Annotated in this window: 15 protein-coding genes; 10 read left to right on the top strand and 5 right to left on the bottom strand. The window is 70.3% G+C overall.

What is annotated here, in order from left to right; all coding sequences use genetic code 11:
- Positions 1-17: 17 nt before the first annotated feature.
- Positions 18-2,846 (bottom strand): discoidin domain-containing protein, encoded by a 2,829-nt coding sequence (locus ABH928_RS19460; RefSeq protein ID WP_370068083.1) that lies wholly within the window; start codon positions 2,844-2,846, stop codon positions 18-20.
- Between the two features lie 305 nt (positions 2,847-3,151).
- Here ABH928_RS19460 and ABH928_RS19455 point away from each other — a divergent pair, with 305 nt between their 5' ends.
- The 5 genes from ABH928_RS19455 to ABH928_RS19435 all read left to right on the top strand — a co-directional run bounded on the left by ABH928_RS19455 (position 3,152) and on the right by ABH928_RS19435 (position 9,323).
- A complete protein-coding gene (locus tag ABH928_RS19455; RefSeq protein ID WP_370068081.1) occupies positions 3,152-4,180 on the top strand; it encodes a LacI family DNA-binding transcriptional regulator in 1,029 nt (342 codons plus the stop codon).
- Between the two features lie 264 nt (positions 4,181-4,444).
- Positions 4,445-5,812 (top strand): extracellular solute-binding protein, encoded by a 1,368-nt coding sequence (locus tag ABH928_RS19450; protein ID WP_370068079.1) that lies wholly within the window; start codon positions 4,445-4,447, stop codon positions 5,810-5,812.
- Positions 5,813-5,888: 76 nt separating this feature from the next.
- Positions 5,889-6,830, top strand: a complete 942-nt coding sequence (locus ABH928_RS19445) for a carbohydrate ABC transporter permease (protein WP_370068077.1) — start codon at positions 5,889-5,891, stop codon at positions 6,828-6,830.
- Positions 6,827-7,693 (top strand): carbohydrate ABC transporter permease, encoded by an 867-nt coding sequence (locus ABH928_RS19440; protein ID WP_370068075.1) that lies wholly within the window; start codon positions 6,827-6,829, stop codon positions 7,691-7,693. The genes ABH928_RS19445 and ABH928_RS19440 overlap by 4 nt, the downstream gene beginning before the upstream one ends.
- 22 nt (positions 7,694-7,715) lie before the next feature.
- Entirely contained in the window at positions 7,716-9,323 is a 1,608-nt protein-coding gene (locus ABH928_RS19435) for a glycoside hydrolase family 13 protein (RefSeq protein WP_370068073.1), read from the top strand.
- 61 nt (positions 9,324-9,384) lie between these two features.
- On the opposite strand, the gene ABH928_RS19430 is transcribed toward ABH928_RS19435, so the two are convergent.
- Positions 9,385-11,283: an FAD/NAD(P)-binding protein gene (locus tag ABH928_RS19430; RefSeq protein ID WP_370068071.1), complete on the bottom strand. Its 1,899-nt coding sequence runs from the start codon at positions 11,281-11,283 to the stop codon at positions 9,385-9,387.
- The gene (locus tag ABH928_RS19425) at positions 11,280-12,206 is read right to left on the bottom strand and encodes an amino acid ABC transporter permease (protein WP_370068069.1); all 927 of its coding nucleotides are present in this window, start codon (positions 12,204-12,206) and stop codon (positions 11,280-11,282) included. The genes ABH928_RS19430 and ABH928_RS19425 overlap by 4 nt, the downstream gene beginning before the upstream one ends.
- A 707-nt stretch (positions 12,207-12,913) precedes the next feature.
- Between ABH928_RS19425 and ABH928_RS19420 the strand changes: the two genes are divergently transcribed.
- Genes ABH928_RS19420 through ABH928_RS19400 form a run of 5 tightly spaced genes read left to right on the top strand, consistent with a single transcriptional unit; the run spans position 12,914 to position 17,205 of the window.
- The gene (locus ABH928_RS19420) at positions 12,914-13,411 is read left to right on the top strand and encodes a GNAT family N-acetyltransferase (RefSeq protein WP_370068067.1); all 498 of its coding nucleotides are present in this window, start codon (positions 12,914-12,916) and stop codon (positions 13,409-13,411) included.
- A complete protein-coding gene (locus ABH928_RS19415) occupies positions 13,401-14,342 on the top strand; it encodes an ABC transporter substrate-binding protein (RefSeq protein WP_370068065.1) in 942 nt (313 codons plus the stop codon). The genes ABH928_RS19420 and ABH928_RS19415 overlap by 11 nt, the downstream gene beginning before the upstream one ends.
- 34 nt (positions 14,343-14,376) lie before the next feature.
- Entirely contained in the window at positions 14,377-15,369 is a 993-nt protein-coding gene (locus tag ABH928_RS19410; protein ID WP_370068063.1) for an amino acid ABC transporter permease, read from the top strand.
- Entirely contained in the window at positions 15,366-16,181 is an 816-nt protein-coding gene (locus tag ABH928_RS19405; protein ID WP_370068061.1) for an amino acid ABC transporter ATP-binding protein, read from the top strand. Before ABH928_RS19410 ends, ABH928_RS19405 begins: the two co-directional genes overlap by 4 nt.
- Before the next feature lie 43 nt (positions 16,182-16,224).
- A complete protein-coding gene (locus ABH928_RS19400; RefSeq protein WP_370068059.1) occupies positions 16,225-17,205 on the top strand; it encodes an ABC transporter substrate-binding protein in 981 nt (326 codons plus the stop codon).
- Positions 17,206-17,290: 85 nt separating this feature from the next.
- Here ABH928_RS19400 and ABH928_RS19395 read toward each other — a convergent pair whose 3' ends face one another.
- Both ABH928_RS19395 and ABH928_RS19390 read right to left on the bottom strand, forming a co-directional pair.
- Positions 17,291-18,670: an NtaA/DmoA family FMN-dependent monooxygenase gene (locus ABH928_RS19395; RefSeq protein ID WP_370068057.1), complete on the bottom strand. Its 1,380-nt coding sequence runs from the start codon at positions 18,668-18,670 to the stop codon at positions 17,291-17,293.
- A gap of 68 nt (positions 18,671-18,738) precedes the next feature.
- Positions 18,739-19,980, bottom strand: a complete 1,242-nt coding sequence (locus ABH928_RS19390) for an LLM class flavin-dependent oxidoreductase (protein ID WP_370068055.1) — start codon at positions 19,978-19,980, stop codon at positions 18,739-18,741.
- Between the last annotated feature and the right edge of the window lie 15 nt (positions 19,981-19,995).

Below are 19,995 nucleotides of genomic sequence, written 5' to 3'. Positions count from 1 at the left end.
CGAGGTGAGCGCGCTGCTCAGGGTGCGTAGGCCTGCAATTCGGAGAGCTGTCCGGCCGGCCAGGAGGAGTTGGCCGTGAAGGTGAGTCGCAGGTAGCGGGTGGTGGTACCGGCGGGGAGGCTGATGGTGGCGGTGTTGCCGGTGTTGGGGTCGAAGGAGTAGGTGGCCGAGGGGACGAGGGTGCTGTAGCTGGAGCCGTCGGTGCTGTCGAGGACCGAGAGGGTCTGCGTGCGCGCGCCCCAGGACGTCGACGGCGGAAGCAGCATCACCAGTTTGCCCACGGCGGTGGTGCTGCCGAGGTCGAGCGTGAAGCTCTGCGGGAAGGCGTTGTCGGTGCTCTCCCAGTAGGTGTTGGGGTCGCCGTCGACTGCGTTGGCGGCCACGTAGTTCTGGGTGCGGCCGGTGTCCGCGACCACCTTGCCCAGCGCCAGGTCAGTGCTCCCGATCGCCGTGGCGGTCGGGGTGGGTGTGGGCGTGGGGCTGGCCGTCGCGGAACTGCTCGGTGCGTAGGCCTGGAGTTCGGAGAGCTGTCCGGCCGGCCAGGAGGAGTTCGCGGTGAACGTCAGCCGGAGGTAGCGGGTGTCGGTGCCCGCAGGGAGGTTGATGGTGGCCGCGTTGCCGGTGTTGGGGTCGAACGAGTAGGTGGCCGACGGGACGAGGGTGCTGTAGCTGGAGCCGTCGGTGCTGTCGAGGACGGAGAGGGTCTGCGTCCGCGCCCCCCACGCCGATGACGGCGGCAGCAGCATGACCAGGTGGTCGACGGCGGTGGCGCTGCCGAGGTCCAGCGTGAAGCTCTGGGGGAACGCGTTGTCGGTGCTCTCCCAGTAGGTGTTGGGGTCGCCGTCGACGGCGTTGGCGGCGACGTAGTTCTGGGTGTGGCCGGTGTCCGAGACCGCCTTGCCCAGCGCCAGGTTGCCGCCCGGCGGGGTGGTCTGCGTGGGTGAGGGCGACGGGGACGGCGAGGTGCTGGTCGCGGTCGGCGTGGGGGTCGGCGAGCCGGTGCCGTTGCCCGGACCGGTCGGCGGCAGGCCCACCGGGGAGGGGAAGGCGGTCAGCGTCGGCGTGGTACTCCAACCACTGTTGCCGCTGCCCTGGTTGAACACGAACGTGCCCGCGACGTCGTTCGGGTAGCCGTAGTCGTACGCGCCCGCCACACCGACGTTGCTCGCGGTCAGGCCGCTCACCGAGGCCGAGCCTGGCGTCTCCGCCTGGAAGACCGTGGTGCCGGTCCAGTCGACGCTGTTGTCGGTGAAGTTGAGCCCGCTGACTGCGTAGCCCTGGCCGCCGCCCCCGACGATCTCGAAGGCGCTGTAGGGGCTGTCGTCCACCGCGTTGCCGCTGACGTTGACGGTGACATTGGTGAACGCCGAGTCGTAGGCGTCGAACCGCATCGCGCCCATCGGGTGGCCCCAGTTGGGGTTCATCGCCCCGGTGCGGATCAGTGTGTTGTCGGAGACCGTGATGGTCCCGGACAGCGGGGTGAAGGGCTGCAGGAAGGCCTCGTTGGAGACGGCGATGCCGCTGCCGAGCGGGTTGGTGTCGGCGATGACGTTGCCCTGGATGGTGTTGTTCGAGCCGCCGTAGTCCGCGATCCCGTTGGCCAACGTCGGCTCGACGATGGTGTTGTCGCTGAGCGAGATGCCCGAGTCGGCGGCGGGGTAGGACCACAGGGCGAGCCCGTCGTCGCCGGTGTTGCGCAGGAAGTTGTTCTCGACGGTGTTGTTCGTCGCGTTGCCGTTGAAGTTCAGCCCGTCCGCGTCCGTGGACAGCACGATGCAGTTCTTCACGGTCAGCCCGGTGTTGCCGTACTGGAGCCAGAAGCCGACGTTGGTGTCCTGGATCCACAGGCCGTCGACGGTCGAGCCGCTGCCGAGCGAGCCGTTGATCGCGTTGGCGGTGCTGTCGTCGTGACGGCCGACGGTCGAGCCCAGGATGGCGAAGCCGCTCAGGTTGACCGGGCCGGAGACGTCCGAGGTGTTGTCGATGAACTCGTTGGTCCTGATCTGCGAGTACCAGGCCCCGGCTCCGGCGATGGTGGCCTTGGGGACCTGCAGCGCCGAGGAGACCAGGAAGGTGCCCGCCGGGATCCAGACCGACTCGTTGGCGGAGGCGGCAGCGGAGATCGCCGTCCGGAAGGCGTTGGTGGAGTCGGCCGCGCCGGTCGGGTCCGCGCCCTCGCTGACCACGGAGACGGAGTTGGCGGGTTGCGTCGCGGGCGCGCCCACGTCGAAGAAGTCGGCGACGTCGAGGGTGTAGGGCAGCGCGGTGTCACCCGCGTCGACCTGGAAGGTCACCGTGCCACCGGTGTTGACCGTGGACGGCAGCATCATCCGCACGTCGTCGTAGAGCTTGTGCACCTTGGAGCCGGGCACCTGGCCGGTGGTGATGTAGCTGTAGGCAGAGGTCAGTTGGAGCTGCTGGCTGAGCTTGGTGCCGTTGACGTAGACCGAGAGGTCGCCGGAGCTGCCCTGCGGCACCGCGTAGTGCAGGTCGAAGGCGTTGGCGGGTGCGGTCAGGGTGAACGTCACGTACTGGCCCTGGCCGGTCAGTTGGACCGCCTGTCGGCCGGAGGCCTCGGTGGCCAGGTCGCCCTGGGTGTAGTCGGGGCCGATCACCGTGCCGTTGGTGGACGCCTGCGGTCCCTCGGCCTCGTACTCGGTCATGCCGGGGATCGAGGCGCCGGTGCCGTTGGCGGCGCCGGCGGCGAACGGGGTGAGCGCGGACTGTGTGGTTGCCTGTGCTGCTGCCTGGGCCTGGTGGGCGGGCCCGGCGAGGAGGAGGCCCAACACGCCGGTCGCTGCTGCGGTGACGGCAGCGAGCACGGCGGTGGAGCGGCGGTACGTCATCACGTACGACCTTCCGTGGACGGGGACTTCCGTGGAGAGGGAACAGCCGCGAGGGTCGACATGGCGGTCACAGCAGGGCGGGGGCATGACACATCCCCGCAGAGCACAGACCGGTCCGTCTCGGCCTGGCGAGTCACTCTGGCACAGGCGGCAGATGGGAGCAATATGCTGACAGAAGTCTGCAAATATTGAGCGAGTGAGAGGCTGGCGCGGTGGAGCAGACGGGCGGGCAGCACGTCGGGTTGTTGCACTGGATGGCAAGAAGAGGCAAGAATTTGCGGGTATCCGGCATATAGCATGTCGGCATGACACGACGACTTGCCCATGTGGCCCAGAAGGTCGGAGTGAGCGAGGCGACCGTCAGCCGGGTGCTCAACGGCAAGCCCGGGGTCTCCGCGCAAACCCGCGAGGCGGTGCTCACCGCCCTGGATGTGATGGGATACGAGCGGCCGACCCAACTGCGCGGTGAGCGAGCCCGGTTGGTCGGGCTGGTGCTGCCGGAGCTGCAGAACCCGATCTTCCCCGCCTTCGCCGAGGTGGTCAGCGGTGCGCTGGCGCAGCAGGGGTTCACGCCCGTGCTCTGCACCCAGACCGCGGGCGGCGTCTCCGAGGCCGACTACGTCGAACTCCTGCTCCAGCAACAGGTTTCCGGCGTGATCTTCTTCGGTGGGCACTACGCCCTGGCCGGCCTCTCCCATGCGCACTACGAGCGCCTGGAGCAGCGCGGGCTGCCCACCGTCCTGATGAACGCGGCCGTTCCCGGCCTGGGGTTTCCCCAGGTCAGCTGTGACGACGCGGTGGCGGCGGAGCAGGCGGTCGCGCTGCTGGTGTCGTTGGGGCACGAACGCGTGGGACTGGTCCTCGGCCCGCCCGACCACATGCCCTCGCGGCGCAAACTCGTGGCAGCCAAGCGGGCGTTGGTCAAGGCGGGGCTCGACCTGCCGGAGGACCGTGTGGAGCACGCGCTGTTCTCGCTGGAGGGCGGCCAGGCCGCCGCGATGCGCCTGCTGAACCGCGGTGTGACCGGGATCGTCTGCGCCTCCGACCCGATTGCCCTCGGCGCGATCCGCGCGGCGCGGCGGCAGGGGCTGGACGTGCCGCGGGAGGTCTCGATCGTCGGTTATGACGACTCGTCGTTCATGACCTGCACGGATCCGCCGCTCACCACCGTCCGTCAGCCGATCGAGGCGATGGGCCGAACTGCCGTGGAGCTGCTGATCGGCGAGTTGGCGGGCACCCAGGTCACCCATGACGAGCTGCTCTTCGAGCCCGAGCTCGTCGTACGCGGCTCGACCGGCCCGGCTCTCGCGGCGTCCTCGGCGTCAGGTCGCTGACCAGCGCCGGGAGTTGACCCTGCAACCCCTGACAGAACCACTGCAGCACCACTGCGGGGCGTACGGCACGACAGAGGGACCGCATCCATTCGGATGCGGTCCCTCTGTCATTGGCACGTCATCACATCTCGTTTGGATGTCGTAATTTTGCAAAGTTCCGTCGGCATCTTGTGTCTCCCTGTCGGCGTCCCTATGGTGAGGCGCACCGCAGGCTCTCTCTGCTGACACCCACTCACCCCACCTGCCCACGAAGGGTCTTCAGCCATGCGCAGATCCGCAGCGCTCGTGGTCGCCGCCACCGTCGCGATGACCGCAGCCGCCTGTTCCAGCTCCGGCACCGGCGGAGCAGGCAACACCGGTAACGCCAACGGCAAGGTCACCATCTCCATCGACTGCGCACCGCCGAGCAGCCGCCCCACCCAGGTGCAGCAGTGGAACGCCGACATCGCGGGATTCGAGAAGCTCCACCCGAACATCACGGTCAGGAGCATCGACACCTTCCCCTGCGAGACACCGGAGCTCTTCACTGCGGCGCTGCGCGGCGGCACCGAGGCGAACGTCTTCTACACGTACTTCACCGACCTGTCGCAGGTCCTCGCCTCGGGACAGGCCGCCGACATCACCCCGTACGTGACCACGGCCAACCTGCCGGTCAAGAACGACATCCTCCCGTCCGTATGGGCGCCGCTGACGTCCGGCGGAAAGACCTACGGGGTCCCGCGGACCAACTACACGATGGGGATGATCATCAATCGGAAGCTCTTCCAGCAGGCTGGGCTGAATCCCGATCAGCCGCCCACCACCTGGCCCGAGGTGGAGGCCGACGCCAAGAAGATCGCCGCTCTTGGCAACGGCGTCGCCGGCTACGGCGACTACAGCGCGGGAAACAACGGCGGTTGGCACTTCGCGGCGGAGCTCTACGCGCAGGGCGGGCGGATGGTGAGCCCGGACGGCACCAAGGCCGCGTTCGACAACGCGCAGGGCCTCGCCGTCCTGCAGAACCTGCAGACCCTGCGTTTCACCGACAACGTCATGGGGACGACGCAGCTGTACAAGTGGGGCGACCTGCAGAAGCAGATGGCCGCGGGCAAGCTCGGAATGTACATCGCCGCCCCGGACGACATCACCTACATGGTGCAGAGTCTCGGCGCGCACTACTCCGACTTCTCCATGGGCCCGATGCCCGGTCAGAGCGGGCCTGCCGTCGGGACCTTGGCCGGTGGCGACGACTACCTGTTCAACGTCAAGGACAGCCCCGCCCAGATCACGGCGGGGATCCAGCTGGTCAGCTACCTGTGGCTGACGATGGGTCAGGGACAGCAGTACAACTACCCGCGGTCCAAGACGTCCGGCCAGGCGGTCGGTCTGCCCGAGCCGGAGTTGTTCCAGGGAGCCACCGCGGCCGCGGACAACAAGCTCAAGGCCGCCAACGCGACCATGTCGGTGCAGGCCTTCGCTCCGTTCGTGAACGCCGCGATCCCCGGGGTCACCGAGCCGCCGAACGCGCAGGCCATCTACAAGATCCTCGACACGACCATGGCCTCCGTGCTCACCGACCCGCACGCGAACGCGCAGCAACTGCTGGACACCGCCCAGTCGCAGGTCAACGAGGTCCTGGCCAACGCGCAGTAGGGCCGCCCCGCTGCCACACACCCCGTTGCCTCACACCCCGTTGCCTCACGTTCACTTGAGCTCCGAGGAGTCCCCGATGGCGGTCCTGACCGCATCCTCCGACACCGGCTCGCCGCCCCTGCGGACGGCGGGCCGGGCCGGGGCACTGCGCAGAAGCGTGCGGCGCAACCTGACCGCGCACGGCTTCCTGATCGGCGCGGTGCTCTGCTTCGCCTGCTTCACCTGGTACCCCATGGTCCGCGAAGTGATCATGAGCTTCCAGAAGGCGCGGGCGGGGCAGACGACCTGGGTCGGCCTGCACAACCTCCAGCAGATCAGCAACGACCCGAGCTTCTGGATCGCCTGGCGCAACACCGCCGAGTTCACCGGGCTCGCGCTGGTCCTGGGGTTCGCGCTGCCGTTCGTCGTGGCCGTGGTGATGAACGAACTGCGGCACGCCCGCGGCTATCTGCGGGTGCTTGTCTACCTGCCGGTGATGCTGCCGCCGATCACCTCGCTGCTGGTCTTCAAGGACCTCTACGACCCGCAGTACGGCCTGCTCGACCGGATGCTCCAGCTGCTGCACCTGCCCACCTCGGCGTGGCTGCAGTCGCCGAACATGTCGATGCCGGCCGTGGTCATCGCGTCCACCTGGATGAACATGGGCAGCGCCACCCTGATCTACCTGGCCGCCCTGCAGAACATCCCCGGTGAGCTCTACGAGGCGGCCGAGCTCGACGGTGCGGGAGTGTTGCGCCGGATCCGGCATGTGACGATCCCGCAGACCCGGCTGATCCTCTCGCTCATGCTGATGCTGCAGATCGTGGCGACCATGCAGGTCTTCGTCGAGCCGTTCGTGCTCACCAACGGCGGTCAGGGCGTGGACAACTCCACCACCACGATCGTCTACCTGATCTACCAGTACGCCTTCAACTTCAGCAACTACGGCGCCGCCTGCGCCCTCGGACTGCTTCTGCTGCTGGTCCTGGCCGGCTTCTCGCTGCTGTACGTGCGGCTGAACCGGAGGGCCGACGCATGAGTGACACCCGCACTCTGATCAATCCGGCCCAGATGAACCGCGCCGTCTACCGGGTGACGCTGCTGCTCGTCGTCGCGGTCTTCACGCTGGTCTTCCTCGGCCCGCTCTACCTGCTGGTGACGGACGGACTGAAGTCCACCGCCGAATCCATCGCGACGCCGCCCACCTTCTACCCGCACCAGGTCCAGCTGTCGAACTACTCCGACGCCTGGAACCGCCTCAACATCTCGCAACTGCTGCTGAACACCCTCTGGTACGCCTTCGGCGCCCTCGTCTTCCAGCTGGTCTTCGACGTCGCCGCCGCGTACTCGCTGTCGAAGCTGCGGCCCGTCCTCGGCAACGCGATCCTCGGTCTGATGCTGGCCAGCCTGATGATCCCCGCCATGGTGCTGATCGTCCCGCAGTACCTGACCGTGCTCGACCTGCCGCTGCTCCACCTCAACCTGCTCAACAGCCCCTGGGCGATCTGGCTGCCGTCCGTGGCCAACGCGTTCAACATCTACCTGCTCAAGCGCTTCTTCGACTCCGTCCCGCAGGAACTGCTCGACTCCGCCGCCATCGACGGAGCAGGGCCGCTGCGGACCCTGTGGTCGATCGTGCTGCCCATGTCGCGGCCGATCCTCGGGGTGGTGTCGATCTTCGCCCTGGTCAACGTGTGGAAGGACTTCCTCTGGCCGCTGCTGGCCGAGCCCGACCCCACCAAGCAGACCCTGAACGCCGGCATCTACTCGCTCTCGCTCGGGGTGCCCCAGAACGTCCTCATCGCGGCGGCGGCCATCTCGGCCGTGCCGACGGTTCTGTTCTTCCTGTTCTTCCAACGCAACATCATGTCCGGCCTGACCGCAGGCAGCCTCAAGGGCTGACTCTCCCGAGGAGACCGCTACCTTGCTTCAAGCCCACGAATGGTGGCGCGGCGCCGCGATCTACCAGGTCTACGTGCGCAGCTTCGCCGACGCGGACGGAGACGGCGTCGGCGACCTGGCGGGAGTCCGCTCCCGGCTGCCCTACCTGGCCCGGCTCGGCGTCGACGCGCTCTGGTTCAACCCCTGGTACGCCTCGCCGATGGCGGACGGCGGCTACGACGTCGCCGACTACCGCCGCATCCACCCCGCCTTCGGAACCCTCGCCGACGCCGAGCGGCTCATCGCCGACGCGCTCGAACTGGGGATCCGGACCATCGTCGACATCGTCCCCAACCACGTCTCCGAGGAGCACCTCTGGTTCCAGCACGCGCTGGCCGCAGGGCCGGGCTCGCCGCAGCGGGACCGCTTCTGGTTCCGCGAAGGACGCGGAGCGAACGGTGAGTTGCCGCCCAACAACTGGCCCTCGCAGTTCGGCGGCAGCGCCTGGACCCGCGTCCCTGACGGTCAGTGGTACCTGCACCGCTTCGCCTCCCAGCAGCCCGACCTGAACTGGCAGCACCCGGAGGTGCGCCGTGAGCACGAGGAGGTGCTGCGTTTCTGGTTCGACCGCGGCGCGGCCGGGGTCCGCATCGACTCCGCCGCGGAGGTGGTCAAGGACCCGCAGCTGCCCGACGTGGTCGAAGGCACCGACGAACGCCCCTACGTCGACCGCGACGAGATCCACGACATCTACCGCAGCTGGCGCAAGCTCGCCGACACCTACAGCCCGCCGCGTGCTCTGATCGGCGAGGTCTGGCTTCCCGACCCCGACCGGTTCGCCCGCTACCTGCGCCCCGACGAACTGCACACCGCCTTCAACTTCGGCTTCCTGAGCTGTCCCTGGGACGCCGACCGGCTGCGCGAGACGATCACGACCACGCTCACCGTGCACACGCCGGTCGGGGCCCCGGCCACCTGGGTGCTCGCCAACCACGACATCACCCGTACCGTCACCCGCTACGGCCGGGCCGACACCGGGTTCGACTTCGCCACCAAGGCCCACGGCATCCCGACGGACCTGGAGCTCGGCACCCGCCGGGCCCGCGCCGCCGCCCTGCTGAGCCTGGCGCTGCCCGGCTCGGTCTACCTCTACCAGGGCGAGGAGTTGGGCCTGCCCGAGGTCGAGGACCTCCCGGCGGAGGTGATCGAGGATCCGATGTACCACCGCACCGCGGGCGCCGATCCGGGCCGCGACGGCTGCCGGGTGCCGCTGCCGTGGAGCGGCTCCGAGCCCCCGTTCGGCTTTTCCGGACCCGGCTCGGCGGCCACCTGGCTGCCCCAGCCGCCGGACTGGGCGCCGCGCACGGCGGGCAGCCAGGCGGACGACCCGGACTCGATGCTCCAGCTGTACCGCAAGGCCCTGCACCTGCGCCGCACCCATCCCGCGCTCGGGGACGGCACGATGACCTGGCTTCCCGGCGACCCCGCCGTGCTGGCCTTCACCCGCAACGGCACCGGTTTCACCTGCGTGGCCAACCTGGGCAAGGCCCCCGCGCCGCTCCCGCCGCACCGCGCGGTCCTGCTCGCCAGCGGCCCGCTGCCGGACGGGCAGTTGCCCCCGGAAACCGCGGCGTGGCTCCACGCCTCCTGACCCGTGGAGCCACGCCGCTCGAGGCCGCACCGCTTTCGAGGGTGAGCGGTGCGGCCTCCCGTCAGAACGACGCGACCTGAGCCCGTGCCTGGGCCAGCCGCGCGACCGCGCCGAACAGCGCTCGCGCAGCCGCGTCGTTCTGGCGGAACGCCGGCGAATTGCTGCGTGGACGGGCGAACGCCGCGACCGCCCGGGCGCTGGTGTGCGCGCCGAGCGCGATCCGGCGCGGATGCGGTCGGCCGGTGGCGTCGACGATCGCGCCGTTCTGAGGGTCCGTCAGCATCAGTCCCGAACGCAGCTCTTCGGTCGCCTCGCCGCGTGCGAACAGGTCGCGCAGGAGCGGGGAGTCGGTGCGCCGCAGCGTGGCACGCGGGAGCCGCGCCTCGACGAGCGTGGTCGCGGTCGTCACCACTCCCGCAAGGGCGGGGCTGTGGGCGAGGAAGCGGCCGGTTGCCTGGTCCGCCTCGACGCGCAGATCGGGGCCGAGGAAGTGCAGCAGGCCCGCGTCCGACAGCGCCAGCAGCTCCCGGAGCCGGTGGCCGGGCGGACCGCTGGCCAGGAAGCTGAAGAAGCCGTGCCACCAGCCGTCCAGGTCCCGGGCCAGCGAGGTCGCGTCCAACTGGCCGCTCGCGGCGACGCGCGGGAGCTGGCCGTAGACGGAGAGCAGCGCGTAGAACGCGCCGAGATCGGCGCTGTGGGCGCGGCTGCCCCGGCGCGCCACGTCGCCGCGGATATGGCGCTGCAGCGCCTCCCGCAGGGCGGCGGGAGAGGCGAAGGACGCCCCGGCGAGCGGGCGGTCCAGTGCCTCGAAGTCGATCCGGTCGTCCGGGTCGGGCACGGCGCGGGCCACCAGCGCGGCCGTGGCCGGGTCGTACCAGGGCAGCGGGGCGAAGGCGGCGAGGAACTCCTGCCACGGCATCCGGGTGCGTTCCGGATGGCCGTGGAACAGCTCGTGGTAGTGGCCGTACGCGATCTCCTTGGCCACCGACGGCCAGACGTCGGCGCGGAAGTCGAGCGGGCCGTCCCCGACCAGCAGCAGGTCCACCGCATCGGGCCCGAGGAAGCGCGGCAGCGGCGGCGGCGCGCCCTGGAGGCGGTAGCCGGTCTTGGCGTGGTACGGCACGCCGCGCCGCGAACCGGCGTGCAGCACGGGTTCGCGGCCTGACGGCAGGTAGACGAGCGAGCCGTCAGGCCGGGGGAGGTAGCGTCCGCCGCGTCCTTCGGTGAGCAACACGACCAGATCGACCGCGGCCAGGCCGAGTCCCCGCAGGACGACGTCCTCGCCCGCTGCGATCTCGTCCAACTCCGGTCCGAGGTCGGCGGAGTAGGCGGGTGGCAGGTAGTGCAGGCCGTGTCGGGCCGCGAAGTGCGCCAAGCGCTGTTCGTCGGGTTCGGGATGTGCGTCCAGGTGTCCCAGCGTCAGCACGACCAGGTCCGCGGTGACGGTGCGCCCGGACGCGAGGACGACCTGCTGCGGTTCGTCCGGGCCTCCGTGCAGACCGACGGCGGCCTCGCGGTGGACGTGGACCCGGGCGAAGGGGGCCAGCGCGGCGGTGGTCCGCCGGAACACCCAGTCGAGGTAGGCGCTCTGGGCGCGTCGGGTGGGGAAGTCGGTGGGCGCCAGTTGCTCCAGCTCGGCCCGGACCGCCGGGTCCGCCACGGTGTCGACGTCCGGGCCGGCGGCCCACTCGGCGAGCGAGGGGCCGGGGAGGACGGGCCCGTCCATGACCGTTGCTGAGTCGGTGAACATGGTGACGTCCTCCGCCATGGAGTTCATCCGCAGCAACGGGGACTGGTCGTCCCGCCACACCCGGCCGGGACCGGGAGGATGGGGGTCGATCAGATGAATCGTCAGGTCGGGTTCTGCTGACAGCAGTTGTGGGGCGTTGGCGAGGATCCGGTCCAACAGCCCGGTGGCGCGCGGTCCGACGCCGACGACGGCGATACTGGCCTGCCTCATCGGCTGCTCCGTCCGACGCGGCGCTCCAGAAGGAACTGACCAACCGTCAGCACGCTGGTGACGACCAGGTACCAGAGGGCGGCCACCAGCAGCAGCGGGATCACCTGGTAGGTGCGGTTGTAGACGATCTGCACCGAGTACAGCAGGTCGACGACGGCCAGCACGCTGACGATCGAGGTGCTCTTGAGCGTGCCGATCAGCATGTTGCCCGCAGCCGGGACGATGCTGCGCATGGCCTGGGGCAGCACGATCCGGAGCAGCGTGCGTAGCCGGCCGAGACCGAGCGCGGCGGCGGCCTCGTGCTGGCCCGCGTCGACGGCGAGCAGGCCGCCGCGCACCACCTCCGCCGCGTAGGCGGCCTCGTGCAGGGTCAGGCCGATGACCGCGGTGGCGGTCCCGCCCAGCAGGTTGACCGTGCTCACCTGGGCCAGCGTCGGGCCGAACGGCACGCCGATGCTCAGCGTCGGGTAGAGCAGCCCGATATTGTACCAGAGCAGCAGTTGGACCAGGACCGGCGTGGCCCGGAAGACCCAGAGATAGCCCCAGGCCAGCCCGCGCAGCACCGGGTTGGCGGAGATCCGCAGCGCGGCGATCCCCGCGCCGATGGCGAAGCCGAGGCCGGTGACCACAGCCGTCAGCCACAGCGTGAGCACGAGCCCGTCCAGCACCCCGGCGCTGGTGAAGTACCGGGCGACGACGCCCCATTGGAAGGCGTGGTTGGAGAGCACGGAGTGAAGCGCGACGGCGAGCAGGAACAGGGCCAGCACGGCGGTCGCCCAGCGACCGGGGTGTCGCCGGGGGCGGATCCGGGTCGGGAGGTGTGGACCGGCGTCTGCGGTTTCGGCAGTCGACTCGGCGGTGGTTGAGGCAGTGGTTTCGGCCGCTGGCAGGCGCAGCGGGGGAACGTCGGATGCGACGGTCACGGGAGGGAGCCTCCGAAGGAGAACGCGGACAGCGGCGTCGCGGCACGAAGGCCGGGTGGGCGCGCCGGGCCAGGAAGAGCCCCGGCGGCGTGATCGCTGTCGCCTCCGCCGCGTCCCTCAACACGGCGTTCCCGCAAGACTACGTCGGCCGGTCGGCGTCGCGTCAAGGCCGCCCGGTGTCGTGGTGCCCGCCGCCGTCGCCGTCGACGTCGACGCCGTCGTCTCGCCGTCGCGGAGACCTGCCGAGACCTGCATGGACGCGTCCGACGGGCGGGACGGTGGTTGACGCGGACGTATGACCGCTGCTCAACTGTGCGATGTGAGTACCGAGCAGCCTCTGGTCATTCGAGGCCACATCGACTTCGGTCGAGTGTGGTCCGCCGCGTGTTGTCGCTGACCCCTTCCTGCTGACTCGGTAGCGGGCCGCTCGTTCGGCCCTTCCCTCCTTCGCGCCCCCGTGCCGTGGGCCGGACTCCTTCACGCGTTGCCGCTGCCGCGCATCCGCTGCTGTCGCCTGCCTCCCCTGTTCCGTGGCCTGACCCTGCCCGCCTTCCTGGTGCGCGGCTGGTCGGCCACGGCGTCACCCATGCCCGCGGAAAGGCCGCGCCTTGCCTGGAACCTTCGTTGAGCCACGCTTTCAGCCACCCGCTGAGCCACCCGCTCAACCAGCCACCGAAGCTCCCGAGTTCGAGTTGCGTGCCGTCCGGATGGACGACCCGCTCGCCGAACCCCTGCTGCGCGAACTCGCGGACGAGTACCGCACCCGGTATCCCGAGCACCGCGACGTCGGCCGGTCCGAGCTGGAGCGTTATCCGGCAACGGAGTTCGCTCCGCCGAACGGCGCGCTGCTGCTCCTCCTGGAGCGGGGCGAGCCCGTCGCCGGTGGCGCCTTCCGGCGCTATCGCGAGGACGAACCGCAGACCGCCGAGCTCAAGCGGATCTGGACCCACTCGCGTCACCGCCGCCGGGGTCTGGCCCGACGCATCGTCAGTGCGCTGGAGCAGGAGGCGTTGGCGCGCGGCTACCGGGACGTCTACCTGACCACCGGCCCACGTCAGCCGGAGGCCAGGGCCCTGTACCTGGCGACCGGCTACACGCCGCTCTTCGACCTGCATGCGGACCCGGAGTCGATCGGGCCGTTGCCGTTCCGCAAGTCACTTGAAGCGGCGGCGATCGCGGAGGAGGGACGGTCCGATGCGCGTTGACCGATCGGCGCTGCGCGTGCCCGCTGTGCTGCTCAGCCTCGTTGCTCTGATCGCGTTGAGCGCGTGCGCGTCCGACACGTCCGACGTCGCCAACTCGGTGGCTGCGGCCGGCCCGAGCGGCAACGTGGTCTCCTCCGTGCGGAAGGTGGACGCCGCCGCCGCGCTGCTGCCCGCTGCCGTCCGTGCCTCGGGCGAGATCACCGTGGCGACCGCGGTCGGCGGCCCGCCGAGCGCCTCCTACCCCGACGGCGCGAGCAGCAGCCCGGTCGGGCAGGACATCGACATCACCGACGCGGTCGCGGCGGTGCTGGGCCTGCGGGTGAACCGGCAGATCGCGGCCTTCGAGACGATCCTCCCGGGGCTCAGCTCGGGCAAGTACCAACTGGGCGTGGGCAACTTCGGTGTGACGACCGAGCGTTTGAAGACGGTCGACTTCGTCACCTACATCGACGACGGCCAGGGCTTCGCGGTCCGCGCCGGCAGCCCGATCAAGCAAATCGGCTCGCTGCGCCAACTGTGCGGACTGACCGTCGGCGCGGGAGCCGGAACGACCTTCGAGGCGACGCTGGAGCAGAACGCCCACGTCTGCACGGACGCGGGGCTGCCCGCCTACCGGGTGCAGGTCTACTCCGACAGCGGGGCGCTGCAACTCGGCCTGCAGCAAGGCCGGTTCGACGTGCTGATGTCGACCATCAACGGCCTGCGCTACCAGGAGAAGCAGACCGGCGGTGCCGTGCACTACCTCGGCCCCTTCCACCGCCTCGACGTCGGTTTCGTCTTCCCCAAGGGCTCGCCGCTGACCCGTGCCTTTCAGGCCGCCGTCCAGCAGCTGATCGCGGACGGGACCTACCGGAAGATCCTCGCCGCCTGGGGCACGACCGACTCCGCGATCACCACCTCGCAGATCAACCCGCCCGAGTCGGCCGGCTGAGTCTCCACACCCTTCACCCCCTCACGGAGTTCCCATGAGCATCACCACCTCCGACATCACCGCATCGCCGCCGACGGCGGTCGTCGCCCCGGCCCGCAAGGCTCAGCAGCCGCGGACCGTGCCGCTGCGTCACCCCGGCCGTTGGGTCGGGGTCGCCGTGGCGCTGGTGCTGCTGGCGCAGTTGGCGCACGCGTTGGTCACCAATCCGGGCCTGGACTGGCCGACCTTCCGGGCCTACCTCTTCGATCCGAGCGTGCTCCAAGGCGTCTGGCTCACCGTCCAGTTGACCGTGCTGTCCGCGCTGGCCGGATTCGCCCTCGGCCTGGTGCTGGCGCTGATGCGGCTGTCCCGCAGCCCGCTGCTGCGCGTGGTCGCCTACGGCTACGTGTGGTTGGTCCGGTCGGTGCCGCTGCTGGTCCAGGTGCTCTTCTGGTTCAACCTCTCCTACCTCTACCAGCGCATCCAGATCGGCGTGCCGTTCGGGCCGGGCTTCTTCTCCATCGCCACCAACAGTCTCGTCAACGCGATGGGCGCGGCCGTACTGGCACTCGCCGTGAACGAGGCGGCCTTCGCGGCGGAGATCGTCCGGGCGGGTGTCCTCTCCGTGGACGCCGGTCAGTTGGAGGCCGCCGCCGCGCTCGGCCTGCCACGCAGACGCCAACTGCGCCGGATCGTCATGCCGCAGGCGATGCGCACCATCGCCCCCGCCGCCGCGAACCAGCTGATCGCGCTGTTCAAGAACACCTCGATCGTCTCGGTGATGGCGATCATGGAGCTCTTCTACACGGTCCAGGTGATCTACGGACGCACCTCACGCGTCGTCCCCATGCTGCTGGTGGCCACCGCCTGGTACGTCGCGTTGACGACCGTGCTCTCGGTCTTCCAGTACGCCGTCGAGCGGCGCTTCGCCCGCGGGGCCGGACGCGACGGCGGACCCACCCGGCAACGACCCGTCCACCTGCTGCGGCGGCTGCGCGCCGCGTTCGACGACCTGCGCGCCCGCGCGGCCGAAGGGAGCCTGCGATGACCACCACCACCACGACAGAAGTCGGCACGACGGAAGCCAGTGCCGCGACTCCGCCCGTAGTCGTGGACGTCCGCGGCCTGCGCAAGTCGTTCGGCGGCCACGAGGTGCTGCGCGGCGTCGACCTCCAGGTCCGGGCCGGTGAGGTCACCGTCGTGCTCGGGCCGTCCGGTTCGGGCAAGTCGACACTGCTGCGCAGCATCAACCATCTGGAGAAGGTCGACGCCGGCTACGTCCGCATCGACGACGAGCTGATCGGCTACCGGCAGGTCGGCGACCGTCTGCACGAGCTGCGGGAGCGCGACGTGCTGCGCCAGCGGGCCCGGATCGGCTTCGTGTTCCAGCAGTTCAACCTCTTCCCGCACCTGACGGTCGTGGAGAACCTGGTCGAGGCGCCCGTCGCCGTGCTCGGCCGGTCCCGCGACCAGGCCCGCGAGCTGGCGCTGACGCTGCTGGAACGCGTCGGGCTGCAGGACAAGGCGGACGCCTACCCGCGTCGGCTCTCGGGTGGTCAGCAGCAGCGGGTCGCCATCGCCCGCGCGTTGGCGCTGGAGCCGAAGGTGCTGCTCTTCGACGAGCCCACCTCCGCGCTCGACCCGGAGTTGGTCGGCGAGGTGCTCGACGTCGTCAAGGACCTGGCCCGCAGCGGCACCACGATGATCGTCGTCACCCACGAGATCGGCTTCGCCCGCGAGGTGGCCGACAGCGTCGTGTTCATGGACGACGGTCAGATCGTCGAACAGGGCCCGCCCGCCGAGGTCCTCGACGATCCGCAACACCCACGCACCCAGGCGTTCCTGTCCAAGGTGCTCTGAGTCTTACCCCCCGAATCCCCCTCTCGTAGAAAGCACGATCACCATGCGTCCCTTCCGTACCGCTGCCGCCGCCACCGTCCTCGCCAGCGCGCTCACCCTCACCGCGTGCAGTGCGTCGGGGACGAGCGCGGGGGGCGCCGGCCCGCAGTCCGTAACCGAGGCGAACGGTGTCAGCTTCAATCTGACGCCCGATCAGCATCGTTATACGGCACCCGAGGACCCGAGGATCGCGGCCGAGGTCCCGGCCGCGATCCGGAACAGAGGGACGCTCGACGTCGTCGACTCCGCCCAGGGAGCGGCGCCGCTCAGCTTCTTCGCCACCGACAACCGGACCGTCATCGGCGTCGAACCCGACCTCGCCTCCGCCGTCGCGGACGTCCTCGGGCTCAAGGTGCAGTTCCACCCGGTGGACTGGGCGCAGATCTTCGTCGGCCTGGACAGCGGCAAGTACGACGTCGGCTTCTCCAACATCACCGACACCGAACTGCGCAAGCAGAAGTACGACTTCGCCACCTACCGCAAGGACAACATCGCCTTCGAGGCCCGCAAGGGCACCACCTGGCGGATCAACGGTCCCAAGGACGTCGCCGGACGGACCATCGCGGTGAGCTCGGGCACGACGCAGGAGAAGATCCTGCTGGACTGGAGCCACCAGGACGCGGCGGCCGGCCTCAAGCCGGTCACGGTGAAGTACTACAGCACCGACTCCGACACCTACCTGGCCCTGCAGTCCGGCCGGATCGACGCCTACCTCGGTCCCAACCCGACCGCGCAGTACCACGCGGCGGTGTCGGGGCAGACCGAGATCGTCGGCGTCCTCTCGGGTGCGGGAGAGGCGTTGCAGGGCCTCATCGGCGCGACGACCAAGAAGAACAGCGGGCTGGTCAAGCCGCTGGCCGACGCGATCGACCAACTGATCGCGGACGGCACGTACGGCAAGATCCTGGCCCGCTGGGGCCTGACCAGCGAGGCTCTCCCGTCGTCCGGGATCAACCCGCCGGGGCTGCCGCTGAGCAACTCGTAACGGCCTGAGGGCGTACGGAAGGGGCGCGGTGCCAGGCACCGCGCCCCTTTCTTCGTACGCCGGCCGGGCTTCGTACTCCGGGACTTCAGGAGGCGACCCGCCGCCGCTCCGCGCCGCCCTGGCCCGGGAGGTCGAGCCCGAGGTGGTCGCGGAGCGTCGTGCCCTCGTACTCCGCGCGGTGCACCCCGCGCTCCTGCAGCAGCGGCACCACGGTGTCGGCGAACTCGTCCAGGCCGCCGGGGACCAGGTGCGGAACGAGGATGAAGCCGTCGCTCGCATCGGCCTGCACCAGCTCGTTGATCTGGTCGGCCACGGAGGCAGGTGAGCCGACGAAGCTCTGCCGTCCGGTGGTCTCGATGACGAACTCGCGGATCGACCACTGCCGCGCCGCCGCCCGCTCCCGCCACTCCTGCGCGGTGGCCACCGGATCGCGGAACATCCGGACGCTGGCCCGGCCCTGGGCGACCGTGTGCTCGCCGACCTTCGGGTCGATCTCGGGCAGCGGGCCGTCCGGGTCGTAACCGGACAGGTCGCGGTTCCATACCTGCTCCAGGAACCGCAGCGCGGTCTGTCCGCTGACCTGCTGGCGCCGGACCTCCCTGGCCCGCTCGCGCGCCTCCGCGTCCGTCGCGCCCAGCACGAACGTGGCAGCGGGGAGGATCAGCAACTCGTCGCGGGAGCGCCCGTAGCGGGCGAGTCGGCCCTTGACGTCCGCGTAGAAGGCGCGGCCCTCCTCCAGCGTGCCGTGGCGGCTGAAGATGGCGTCGGCGTCCGCCGCGGCGAACTCGCGGCCCTCCTCGGAGTCCCCGGCCTGGAAGACCACCGGCCGCCCCTGCGGGCTGCGCGGTACGTTGAACCGTCCGTGGATGTCGAAGTGCGCGTCGCGGTGCTCGAACGCGCCCGCGCGCGCGTCGTGCAGGAACCGCCCGGTCGCGGGGTCGGCAGCGACGGCGTCGGAGTCCCAGGAGTCGAAGAGCTCCTGCGCGGTGTGCAGGAAGGCGCGGGCCCGCGCGTAGCGGTCGGACTGGGCGAGGAATCCGCCGCGCCGGAAGTTCTCGCCGGTGAACGCGTCCCACGAGGTGACCACGTTCCAGGCGGCACGGCCGTCGGAGAGGTGGTCCAGGGTGGCGAACTGACGGGCCACCTCGTAGGGCTCGTTGAAGGTCGAGTTGATGGTGCCGGTCAGCCCGAGCCGCTCGGTGACGGCGGCGAGGGCGGCCAGCACGGTGAAGGTGTCGGGACGGCCGACCACGTCCAGGTCGTAGATCTTCCCGTGCTGCTCGCGCAGGCGCAGCCCCTCGGCGAGGAAGAGGAAGTCGAACCGGGCGCGCTCGGCGGTCTGGGCGAAGTGGACGAAGGACTCGAACGCGATCTGGCTGCCGGCGCCGGGGTCGCTCCACACGGTGGTGTTGTTGACGCCCGGGAAGTGCGCGGCGAGATGGACCTGCTTGAGTGGCTTGCTCATGGGGTGACGGTTCCTCACGTCTGTGGTGTCAAGGATCCTCGGTCGGTCGACTACGCGGAGCGAACCACTCACGACCCCGACAGGGCATAGCGGTTGGCGGGCCGGACCAGCCCGAACCGGGCGCGCAGCGAGCCGTCCTCGTAGGCGTGGCGGTACACCCCGCGACGCTGGAGCTCGGGCACCAGTCCGTCGACGATCGCCGGCAGGTCGTGGGCCAGGACGCCCGGGTGGAGACGGAAGCCGCTCAGCCCGGCGTGCTGCCAGGCGAGCAGCAGGTCGGCGAGGTCCGCTGGGGTCCCGGCGAAGACCTCGACCGCGCCGGGACCGCCGGGACCGCCGGGACTGCTGGGACTGCCGGGTCCCTCGGCGTCGACGCCGGGGACGCCGGCCGTCTCGTCCAGCCGTGCGAGGCGCTCGACGGCGGCGGCGTGCGAGTCGTCCAGAAAGACCGTCAGATCCGCCAGCACGTGCAGTGGTTCGCCACCCCGTCCGGCCTGCTGCTGCGCGTCCCGCACGCCTGCCACGGCAGTTGCCGCCTCCGCGTCGCTGCGCGGGGCGACGAAGGCGAGGTCGGCGGCGCGGCCCGCCAGTGTCCAGCCCTCCGGGCCGGGTGCGGGGACGGCGACCAGGGGCTGTCCCTGCGGAGGCCGTGGCGTGATCGACGGGCCGCGGACGCTGAAGTGCGGGCTCTCGAAGTCGATGTAGTGCAGCTTCTCGCGGTCCACGAAGCGGCCGGTGGCGGCGTCGCGGATCTCCGCGTCGTCCTCCCAGCTGTCCCAGAGGCGCCGCACCGCCTCGACGTAGTCGGCCGCCTCGTCCAGCAGCACGGAGTTCGGCGGGGAATCACTGAGGCTGCGTCGCCCGAAGTGGTCGGCGACGTCCGGGCGCGGCGACACGGTGACCTGGAGACCGGCGCGACCCGCGCTGATGTGGTCCAGCGTGGCGACGGCCTTGGAGAGGTGGAACGGTTCGGTGTGGGTGGCGACGGCGGTCGGCACCAGGCCGATCCGCCGGGTCAGCGGTGCGACGCGGGCGGCGAGCAGCCCGGCGTCGAGTCGCCCGCGTACCCGGTCCGTCCGGTCGTCGGGCCGGTCCGGCAGCGAGGACTGCAGACCCAGGCCGTCTTCGAAGGTCACCAGGTCGAGCAGACCGCGCTCGGCCTCGGCGACCTGGTCGGCCCAGTAGCGGGCGGTGAAGAGCTCGGTGGGGCGGGCGCCGGGCTCTCGCCAGGCGGCGGGGTGCGCGCCCGCGTCGGCGAGGGCTACGGCCAGATGCAGGCGCGGTCGCGGATGGGACTGTCCGGAGGTCACAGAACTGCCTTTCAG

Origin of the sequence: Streptacidiphilus sp. MAP5-3 (assembly GCF_041262505.1) — a bacterium.
Classification (GTDB): domain Bacteria; phylum Actinomycetota; class Actinomycetes; order Streptomycetales; family Streptomycetaceae; genus Streptacidiphilus.
The sequence above is the reverse complement of the archived record's forward strand: the minus strand, read 5'-3'. Positions and strand labels throughout refer to the sequence as shown.

Excerpts from the sequence above, each read along its gene's own strand:
- ABH928_RS19460 (WP_370068083.1), bottom strand. The coding sequence starts at position 2,846 with ATGACGTACCGCCGCTCCACCGCCGTGCTCGCTGCCGTCACCGCAGCA.
- ABH928_RS19455 (WP_370068081.1), top strand. The coding sequence starts at position 3,152 with ATGACACGACGACTTGCCCATGTGGCCCAGAAGGTCGGAGTGAGCGAG.
- ABH928_RS19450 (WP_370068079.1), top strand. The coding sequence starts at position 4,445 with ATGCGCAGATCCGCAGCGCTCGTGGTCGCCGCCACCGTCGCGATGACC.
- ABH928_RS19445 (WP_370068077.1), top strand. The coding sequence starts at position 5,889 with ATGGCGGTCCTGACCGCATCCTCCGACACCGGCTCGCCGCCCCTGCGG.
- ABH928_RS19440 (WP_370068075.1), top strand. The coding sequence starts at position 6,827 with ATGAGTGACACCCGCACTCTGATCAATCCGGCCCAGATGAACCGCGCC.
- ABH928_RS19430 (WP_370068071.1), bottom strand. The coding sequence starts at position 11,283 with ATGAGGCAGGCCAGTATCGCCGTCGTCGGCGTCGGACCGCGCGCCACC.
- ABH928_RS19420 (WP_370068067.1), top strand. The coding sequence starts at position 12,914 with ATGGACGACCCGCTCGCCGAACCCCTGCTGCGCGAACTCGCGGACGAG.
- ABH928_RS19415 (WP_370068065.1), top strand. The coding sequence starts at position 13,401 with ATGCGCGTTGACCGATCGGCGCTGCGCGTGCCCGCTGTGCTGCTCAGC.
- ABH928_RS19410 (WP_370068063.1), top strand. The coding sequence starts at position 14,377 with ATGAGCATCACCACCTCCGACATCACCGCATCGCCGCCGACGGCGGTC.
- ABH928_RS19405 (WP_370068061.1), top strand. The coding sequence starts at position 15,366 with ATGACCACCACCACCACGACAGAAGTCGGCACGACGGAAGCCAGTGCC.
- ABH928_RS19400 (WP_370068059.1), top strand. The coding sequence starts at position 16,225 with ATGCGTCCCTTCCGTACCGCTGCCGCCGCCACCGTCCTCGCCAGCGCG.
- ABH928_RS19395 (WP_370068057.1), bottom strand. The coding sequence starts at position 18,670 with ATGAGCAAGCCACTCAAGCAGGTCCATCTCGCCGCGCACTTCCCGGGC.